Origin of the sequence: Pseudomonas sp. NBRC 111124 (assembly GCF_001320245.1) — a bacterium.
GTDB lineage: Bacteria > Pseudomonadota > Gammaproteobacteria > Pseudomonadales > Pseudomonadaceae > Aquipseudomonas.
The window spans coordinates 1-922 of record NZ_BCBA01000026.1; the positions used below are offsets into that span (position 1 = coordinate 1).

1 protein-coding gene is annotated in these 922 nt (G+C 60.1%); it reads right to left on the reverse strand.

All coding sequences use genetic code 11. The features are described from left to right. A partial coding sequence (locus APH28_RS10955) for a thiamine pyrophosphate-binding protein (protein WP_256249124.1) occupies window positions 1-681 on the reverse strand: 681 nt, incomplete at its 3' end. Window positions 682-922: the final 241 nt, after the last annotated feature.

Here is a 922-nt window from a genome sequence, read left to right on the forward strand (position 1 = left end):
CGGGATACCGGTCTTGTCGATCAGCTGCTTGAGGACCTTGGCGGTCATCTTGCGGTTGGCGCCGGCGCCGATCACCAGAATCGGGCTGCGGGCCTTCTGCAGTTTTTCTACAGCAGCTTCGATGGCCACGTGCTCGGCCAACGGGCGACGGTGCAGGCTGCGCGGGATCGGCAGGGCGTCGGTTTGCTCGGCGGCGATGTCTTCCGGCAGCTCCAGGTGCACGGCGCCCGGCTTTTCTTCTTCAGCCAGGCGGAATGCTTCGCGCATACGGGCCGGGATGTTGTCGGCCGAGGCGAACTGGTGGGTGTACTTGGTGATGGGGTCCATCATGCCGCACACGTCAATGATTTGGAAGCGACCCTGCTTGGACTTCTTGATCGGCTTCTGGCCGGTGATCATCATCATCGGCATGCCGCCCAGGTAGGCGTATGCACTGGCGGTTACCAGGTTGGTTGCGCCAGGGCCCAGGGTCGACAGGCTGACGCCGGTCTTGCCGGTCAGGCGGCCATAGGTGGCGGCCATGAAGCCCGCGGACTGCTCGTGGCGGGTCAGTACCAGCTTGATCTTCGACTTGCGCAGGGATTCCAGCAGGTCGAGGTTTTCCTCACCAGGAATGCCGAACACATACTCGACCCCTTCGTTTTCCAGGCATTGCACAACGACATCGGCGGCCTTGGCCATCTTGCTTGTAACCTCAAGTGATCGGACAGTGGAAGTCCAGAAATGCGCAGCACGGTACGCTGGCATCGCTCGGTTCGGGGGCCAGGATTGCCCCGAACTTAAGTCTTGACGCAGCTTATGCGCAAACAAGTCACGTTAATTTGCGAGAAATATTGTCGCACCGTACACACGGTGCAGATAGGAGGATACAGACAAAAGATATTTGGCTGCAGCGTCAAAGCGCTGCATTGGCGGAGGGCAG